This window comes from Synechococcus sp. R55.3, from assembly GCF_047461975.1.
Classification (GTDB): domain Bacteria; phylum Cyanobacteriota; class Cyanobacteriia; order Thermostichales; family Thermostichaceae; genus Thermostichus.
This window is the reverse complement of sequence record NZ_JANSIG010000118.1, coordinates 1-6,417: the sequence shown is the minus strand read 5'-3', so window position 1 is coordinate 6,417 and position 6,417 is coordinate 1. Positions and strand designations below refer to the sequence as shown.

Genomic DNA, 6,417 nt, shown 5'->3' with positions numbered 1-6,417 from the left:
CGACAAGGGGCTGTAGCTCAGATGGATAGAGCAAGCGCCTCCTAAGCGCTAGGTCGGCGGTTCAAGTCCGCCCAGTCCCGTCTCCTCAAGCCGCCAAATCTCGCCCAGGCAAGTCAATGATAAAGGTTGCAGGAGTTGTGCAGGTCGTAGCCAGAGACCAGAACCTCTTGCTGGCGATCCCCGAGGCCAATGTCACAGCGCAGGGGATCCCCACCAGCAGTTGTGTAGGTGTAAGACTCAGTCATCCAACGAATGCCGCTTGGGCCAGGTGTGGGAGGAACAACTTCGGGAAGACGGTAGTTGTAGGCTTGCCAGGGATCTTGTAAATAGCGATCCCCGTGGATCCCTCCGAATTCAATATCGGCGTAGCCGGAGGGATAAACCGTAAAGTCCACGCGGAAGATTTCCGAAGCACGGCCAACGGTCGCCAAAGCTGTTTGGGCTTCAGCAACTCTGGAACGGCGAATGTGGTTAAGCAGGTTGGGAATGGCCACCGCGCAGAGAGTACCGACAATCACAATGACCACAAGCAACTCGATCAATGTCATGCCACGAGGAGCTGCAGTGGCCAGACGAAAGAGGATTCTCCGGAGATACACTTCATGAGGGGAAAACCGACTCATAGCAGTTCCAGTCCCGCTTCGGGAGAAATCAGGCACTTAGCTAAACCCAAAGGAGCTTGCCCCAGTATTCCAGCCTTTCCTTGGTTTCAGGTTACCCTTTGCGGATCCAAAACTTTCCCTGTCAAATCACGCGAACTCCTGAATCCAAAACCTCACTGGCTATCAACTGTGGGTAAGTTTTTTATAAACTGGCCTCAAGTTTTAAGCTCAGATAAAGCTGGGTTCACTGTGAACTATTTTCGCGGTTGTCTGTGGGGTGGCACTTGCTGCCGCCGCGGACTCTCATGGGTCATTCGTTTTTGGGAGCTCAGCAGATGAATTTATCCTCTCTCATTTGGTCAGGGAGGTCAGGCTTACTCTCGGAGCAAGATTGCCAGACAGCGGCGAATCAATACCTCACTCATGCGTTGGCGGTAGAGGGCGCTGGCCCGAAAATCCGCGATCCAGCCGTGGGCTTGCTCTGCCAAAAGTTGGGGAAGGTGTTCTGGATTGGGCCGGGATCCCATCTGGATCAGTTGTGGGGGCGAAAGGGCGGCATTGAGCCCGAAGCGATAGTTGCCTGAGTCGGGATCGCGCGATCCGGCAACGATCACCAGGGCGGGATCCGTTTGGGTGATGCCGAGCCGCTGAAAGGTGCTGGGGCTGCGCAGGCGTTGGGCCGGGATCCAGATGGATCGCAAGGCTTCCCCCGGCTGCAGCAGAGTTTGTTGGGGGCCGGTTTGAAAGTCCTGAGCGGGGATGTGGCGCAGGGATCCCTGCAGATCGATCAGCGTGTAGGTGGCCTCAAGGGCGATCAACACGGGCGCTACGACACCGACACTCAGGGCCAGACAGAGATTTCCCCCTATCGTTGCCAAGTGGGCCACTTTGAAAGAGGCCAAAGATGCCATTCCCTCGCACAGGGCGCGGATCCCCGGCCAATGGGGCGGCCAAGGGTATTGCAGCAGTTGCTGGAAGGTACAGGTTGCCCCCAGTTTTAGCCCTTCTGCGCTGATTTCCAGCTCATTCCAGCCCAGAGGATGCAAATCGACCAGTCCCCGCAGGTGGGGTTGCGGCTGGGAGAAGAGCCAAGTCCCCCCGGCCAGCCAGTTCCAGCCGGGATCCCAGGCGGTCAAGTCCTCAAGCTGTCGGGGACGAATGTAAGTGTGCAGATGGTGCAGATCCATCGGTTCTCTCAGGCGCTGAAGGGAATCAAGGGGTTGTAGCTTCGCCCCAAAAACCCTGGGCAGGGATCCAGACTGCAGGCTTCAGGGGGCTAGAGAGCTTCCTCAAAGCATTGGGCGAGGGCCTGGCACAGCTCAGGGACAACATCAGCAGGCCAAAAACCTTCTCCGCGCCGGCCTTGATGCAATTGCACATAGAGACCCCAGGCAGTGGCGCTGCCGCTGGCTATCAGGGTCAAAGCAGGGAAAGTCTGCTCCAGCGTAATGCTCTCCTCCGCCATCAGTTGGGATGCGATGGCCTCCATATCCTGCTGCAGGCGCTGCACCCCCTGCACAAACGCTTGCCACTCCTCCTGAGTGAGCTCCAGCGCCCAGGTTTCTCCCCCCACCAGGGCAACAAAAGGGGAACGGGTGGGATCCCAGCCCAGCCGCCAGCCGGATCCCTTGTGCAAAGAGGGGCGGCGTCCCGCCGTGGCGATTGGGAACCCGTCGTCGGGAACAGACATGCGAGGAAAAGCATCCATGGTGCTCCGCACCGCTAACGCGACCACTGCAGGTGGGCCAGAAAAGATGCGGGTAAAATCGACAGGGTGTGTTTTAGGATAAAGCGGCCATGGCCAGTTGTCAGCCTCCCACTGCCAAACCTCGCCGGTTTTCAAGGACTTCGTCCTGCAAGCAGAGCACCCTCATTTCCGGCTTGGGCCTGTTGCTGACGGCCTTGGCGCTCCATGCCGCCGACGCGACCGGCGTTGGCGAAGAGACCTTTGCCACGGCGGCCACCCCCGAAAACCCAATCCTGCACATAGGCATTGTGCAACGCTTTGGCCGTTCTGAGACGGATCAGGTGGAGCTGGCAGCGCCGACGGGATCCCTTCTCACCCTGGAATTTGCCCAAGCAGACGGCAGCACCCAAACGCAGCGAACGCCTTGGGTCAGCATTGGCATTGTCAATCGCGCCCTGACCTCCCCGGAAACCGTATATCGTCTAATTCTCAGCAGCCACAAAAGCTTTGAGAGTGCCGAGGCCAATGCCAACCATTGGCAGTCTCTGGGCATCAGCACCGAGATCGCCCAGCCGCAAGAATGGCAGGTGTGGGCCAGCCGCGCCTACACCCCGCAACAACTGGCCCAGATTCAGCAGTATGCCCAGAAAGAAGGGATCCCCCATGTGCGGCTCGAGGTGCAGGAGCGGCGAGAACGGGCGGAGCTGAGCTGGATCCATGAACACTTTCGCTACCACCGCACCCGCCTCAGGGTGACCTCTGATGCCGGCTATCTACGGGTGAACGACCACTACTATGCCGGATCCATCACCTTTCAGCCCAATGCCTACGGCAGCTACACTGTGGTCAATGCCGTGCCTCTGGAAACCTATTTGCGGGGGGTAGTTCCCCACGAGGTGGGGCCAGGGGCCCCTTTTGCCGCGATGGCCGCCCAGGCGATTTTGGCGCGCACCTACGCCCTCAAGAACCTCCACCGCTTTCAGGTTGACGATTATCAGCTCTGCGCCAATACCCATTGCCAGGTTTACAAGGGGTTGACCGGAACTCACCCACGGGCAGACGAAGCCATTCGCCAAACCAGTGGCCTGGTGCTCACCTACAATGGCGAGCTGGTGGATGCTGTCTATTCCTCTACCAATGGCGGCATCTCGGCGGCCTTTGAAGATGTTTGGGACGGGGATCCGCGCCCCTACCTGCGCCGGCAAGCGGATATTGCCCATCAACCGGGTAAGCCCTTGGATTTGCGGCAGGAGAGCAGCTTCCAGGCGTTTTTGGCCCAACGAGAGGGCTTCAACGAAGCAGGGGTATCCCGCCTATTCCGCTGGGAGTTCTCCCTATCTCTGGAGGAGCTGAACACCCAGTTGCGCGCCGGCCAAGACTACCTGGGGATCCCCATGCCCACTTGGAGCAGCATCGCGGGAATGCAGATCCTGGAGCGCTCCGCCAGTGGCCGGGTGCAGGCGATGCAATTGGACTTGCAGACGGCAGAAGGGATCCACTCCATTCTTTTGCGCAAAGATCAGGTGCGCTTGGCTTTTCCCCGCCTGTACAGCACCCTGTTTCGGATAGAGCCTCTCAAACAAGGGGAGCGATTGGCGGGCTATCGCTTTATCGGCGGCGGCTTCGGCCATGGGGTGGGCTTGAGCCAGTACGGCTCCTATACCCTGGCTCGGCAGGGGTTTAACGCGGCGCAAATCCTCGCTTTTTACTACCCCGGCACCACCTTGGCCCCGCTGGGATCCCTCTCCCTGCAGTTGCCTGCCGTCTCAGCAGCCTACTCCGTCCGCTAGAGATTCAGCTAGAAGCTACAGGAGCCCTGCCCTCTGCCCACAGGGCGAGGGTCGGGAGGAATGCAAGGTTGTGTTGATCTTTATATTTGAGCCAAAAGAGAGCACTGACGAGATAGAGAAAACTCAAGAAGTTTCTTGCCAATTTGTCAAAACGAGAAAATAGATGTCGGTACTGCTTTAAGATCAACACGACCTAGCTTAGGGCAACGCTGAAGAACTCCACCGCTTCTGCCAACACGTCCAAAAAGCGATCCACCTCCGCCAAGGTGTTGTACAGGTAAACACTGGCTCGGGCAGTGGACTGTACTCCCAAATAGCAATGGAGAGGCTGAGTGCAGTGGTGCCCTGCTCGAACGGCAATGCCCTGCTCATCCAGCAAGGTAGACAGGTCGTGAGGATGGACGGCCTCCACCGAAAAGCTGACCAGCCCTGCCCGTCGCGCCGGATCCTTGGGGCCATAAACCCTAATACCCGCTATGCGCTGGATCCCGTCCAACAGGTGGGCAATCAACCTTTGTTCGTGGGCATGAACCCGCTCCAGACCGATCTGGCTCAAGTAATCTACGGCTGCCCCTAACCCCACCGCCTGGGCAATCGCCGGCGTACCGGCTTCAAATTTGTGGGGGATATCCGCATAGGTGGCGTGATCCCAGTACACATCGGCGATCATCTCTCCCCCGCCCAAAAAGGGAGGCATCGCTCGCAGCAGCTCCCGCCTGCCGTAGAGGACGCCGATCCCCGTTGGGCCACACATCTTGTGCCCCGAAAAGGCCAACCAATCGCAATCCAGCGCCTGGACATCCACAGGCATGTGGGGCACGCTCTGGCAGGCATCCAGCAAAACCTTGGCTCCGTAACGATGGGCCAGTTCAGTAATCTCCTGAACGGGGTTGATGGATCCCAGCATGTTGGAGACCTGGGTTACCGCCACCAAGCGGGTGCGGTCGCTGAGCAAAGACCGGTAGTGCTCCAGATCCAACTCTCCCTCTGGCGTGATCTGGATGAACTTGAGGTGGGCTCCCGTCTTCTGGGCCACCCATTGCCACGGGATTAGGTTGCTGTGGTGCTCCATCACCGAGAGGACGATCTCATCCCCCCGCTCCAGATGGCTCAAGCCCCAACTGTAGGCCACCAGATTGATGGCTTCGCTGGCATTGCGGGTGTAAATGATCTCCTGAGGAGAAGGCGCGTTCACAAACTGAGCGATCTTTTCCCGCGCCCCCTCATAGGCATCTGTGGCTTCGTTGCTCAGCGTATGCACCCCGCGATGCACGTTGGCATTGCAGTGTCGATAGTAATGATCCATCGCCTGCAGGACTGCCAGTGGCTTTTGAGAAGTGGCAGCGTTGTCAAAGTAGATCAGCGGGTGGCCGTTGATCTGGCGCTGCAAAATCGGAAAATCTGACCGCACCTGGGCAGCCAGGTCGAAAGAATGATCAAGCTTGAAAGAAGAAAGGGGGGATACCGCCATAGTCTGCGCAAAAGGCCTGCTTCCCTCAGTATGACATTGCTTCGGGCCAGCCCTCGGCCAACCCCTCTGCCCAAACCGTTGCAACGGCCAGGGATCCCTTCCTCCCTGACCTGAAAGCGAAGCTTGTCACAAAATGTAACTTTGTGTTAAGTTTAGTTACAGCAACCAATACGAGGTATTAGCAATGCAATCGTCTCCCAGAATCCCTTCTCGTCTGGACTCCGCTTCTGTTGCCCAGTACTACGACACCACCAACGACTGGATCCCAGGCTGGACAGAGCAAGCGGAGCGTTGGAATGGACGCTTGGCCATGTTGGGCTTGGTGATCAGCATTGCTACAGAAGCGGTGCTGGGCCACAGTGTTTTTGCCAGCACTCTCGCCCAGTGGCTAGGTCTGCAATAACCTGCAATAATTTGTCGAAGAACTTTTCGGTAGAGCCACATTGGACATCTCACAGACTTTCTCTTTGGCTTTGAGATGTTACAGCTCTACCCTTTTTGGGAGCTTTTTCATCCTTCAATCCCTATCTTGACAATCCAATGATGCTTGACAATCCCTTCCTCCCCTACATTGCCGTAATGGTGGCCGGGTTGGTGGCTGCTGTTGTGATTGGTTCGATGGCTTTCTTCAACTCCAAGCGCCCTGCCGGTTGGGAGAGTGCCAGTCGCCCGCGGTATGTGCCGCAGTACGGTCAAGATGGCGATACCCCGCCGGAGTGGGAGATTGGCTGGACGGAGAAGGCCGAGCGATGGAACGGACGGCTGGCCATGTTGGGGTTTGCCATAAGTGTTGTGGTAGAGGCCATTGTGGGCCACAGTGTGTTTGCCTCTGCACTGGGGATCCACTGATCCAAGTTGAAAGCTGTC

At 57.8% G+C, this 6,417-nt stretch carries 7 protein-coding genes, 1 tRNA gene and 1 pseudogene; 4 read left to right on the top strand and 5 right to left on the bottom strand.

Features of this window, described 5'->3' with window-relative positions; genetic code table 11:
• The first annotated feature begins 6 nt into the window (after positions 1–6).
• A tRNA-Arg gene (locus NW849_RS13535) sits at positions 7–80 on the top strand.
• 33 nt (positions 81–113) lie between these two features.
• Here the strand turns inward: NW849_RS13535 and NW849_RS13530 are convergent.
• The 3 genes from NW849_RS13530 to NW849_RS13520 all read right to left on the bottom strand — a co-directional run bounded on the left by NW849_RS13530 (position 114) and on the right by NW849_RS13520 (position 2,310).
• Positions 114–548, bottom strand: a complete 435-nt coding sequence (locus NW849_RS13530; protein ID WP_414358277.1) for a type IV pilin protein — start codon at positions 546–548, stop codon at positions 114–116.
• A gap of 428 nt (positions 549–976) precedes the next feature.
• Positions 977–1,789: an FAD binding domain-containing protein gene (locus NW849_RS13525; RefSeq protein WP_414358275.1), complete on the bottom strand. Its 813-nt coding sequence runs from the start codon at positions 1,787–1,789 to the stop codon at positions 977–979.
• An 89-nt stretch (positions 1,790–1,878) separates the two neighbouring features.
• Positions 1,879–2,310: a DUF1818 family protein gene (locus tag NW849_RS13520; RefSeq protein ID WP_414358272.1), complete on the bottom strand. Its 432-nt coding sequence runs from the start codon at positions 2,308–2,310 to the stop codon at positions 1,879–1,881.
• 89 nt (positions 2,311–2,399) lie between these two features.
• Between NW849_RS13520 and NW849_RS13515 the strand changes: the two genes are divergently transcribed.
• Positions 2,400–4,079, top strand: coding sequence for a SpoIID/LytB domain-containing protein (locus tag NW849_RS13515; RefSeq protein WP_414358271.1), 1,680 nt, complete (start codon positions 2,400–2,402; stop codon positions 4,077–4,079).
• Positions 4,080–4,164: 85 nt separating this feature from the next.
• On the opposite strand, the pseudogene NW849_RS13510 reads toward NW849_RS13515, so the two are convergent.
• Together NW849_RS13510 and NW849_RS13505 are read right to left on the bottom strand one after the other, a co-directional pair.
• Positions 4,165–4,260, bottom strand: a pseudogene (locus NW849_RS13510) (IS5/IS1182 family transposase); the annotation flags it as partial.
• Positions 4,261–4,272: 12 nt separating this feature from the next.
• Positions 4,273–5,550 (bottom strand): cysteine desulfurase, encoded by a 1,278-nt coding sequence (locus tag NW849_RS13505; RefSeq protein ID WP_414358268.1) that lies wholly within the window; start codon positions 5,548–5,550, stop codon positions 4,273–4,275.
• 184 nt (positions 5,551–5,734) lie between these two features.
• Between NW849_RS13505 and NW849_RS13500 the strand changes: the two genes are divergently transcribed.
• Positions 5,735–5,953, top strand: coding sequence for a hypothetical protein (locus NW849_RS13500; RefSeq protein ID WP_011433585.1), 219 nt, complete (start codon positions 5,735–5,737; stop codon positions 5,951–5,953).
• Positions 5,954–6,090: 137 nt separating this feature from the next.
• Positions 6,091–6,399, top strand: a complete 309-nt coding sequence (psb35, locus tag NW849_RS13495) for a photosystem II assembly protein Psb35 (RefSeq protein ID WP_041437432.1) — start codon at positions 6,091–6,093, stop codon at positions 6,397–6,399.
• Positions 6,400–6,417 lie beyond the last annotated feature (18 nt).

Coding starts and splice junctions, on each gene's coding strand:
- NW849_RS13530 (WP_414358277.1), bottom strand. CDS start 548: ATGACATTGATCGAGTTGCTTGTGGTCATTGTGATTGTCGGTACTCTC.
- NW849_RS13525 (WP_414358275.1), bottom strand. CDS start 1,789: ATGGATCTGCACCATCTGCACACTTACATTCGTCCCCGACAGCTTGAG.
- NW849_RS13520 (WP_414358272.1), bottom strand. CDS start 2,310: ATGGATGCTTTTCCTCGCATGTCTGTTCCCGACGACGGGTTCCCAATC.
- NW849_RS13515 (WP_414358271.1), top strand. CDS start 2,400: ATGGCCAGTTGTCAGCCTCCCACTGCCAAACCTCGCCGGTTTTCAAGG.
- NW849_RS13505 (WP_414358268.1), bottom strand. CDS start 5,550: ATGGCGGTATCCCCCCTTTCTTCTTTCAAGCTTGATCATTCTTTCGAC.
- NW849_RS13500 (WP_011433585.1), top strand. CDS start 5,735: ATGCAATCGTCTCCCAGAATCCCTTCTCGTCTGGACTCCGCTTCTGTT.
- psb35 (WP_041437432.1), top strand. CDS start 6,091: ATGATGCTTGACAATCCCTTCCTCCCCTACATTGCCGTAATGGTGGCC.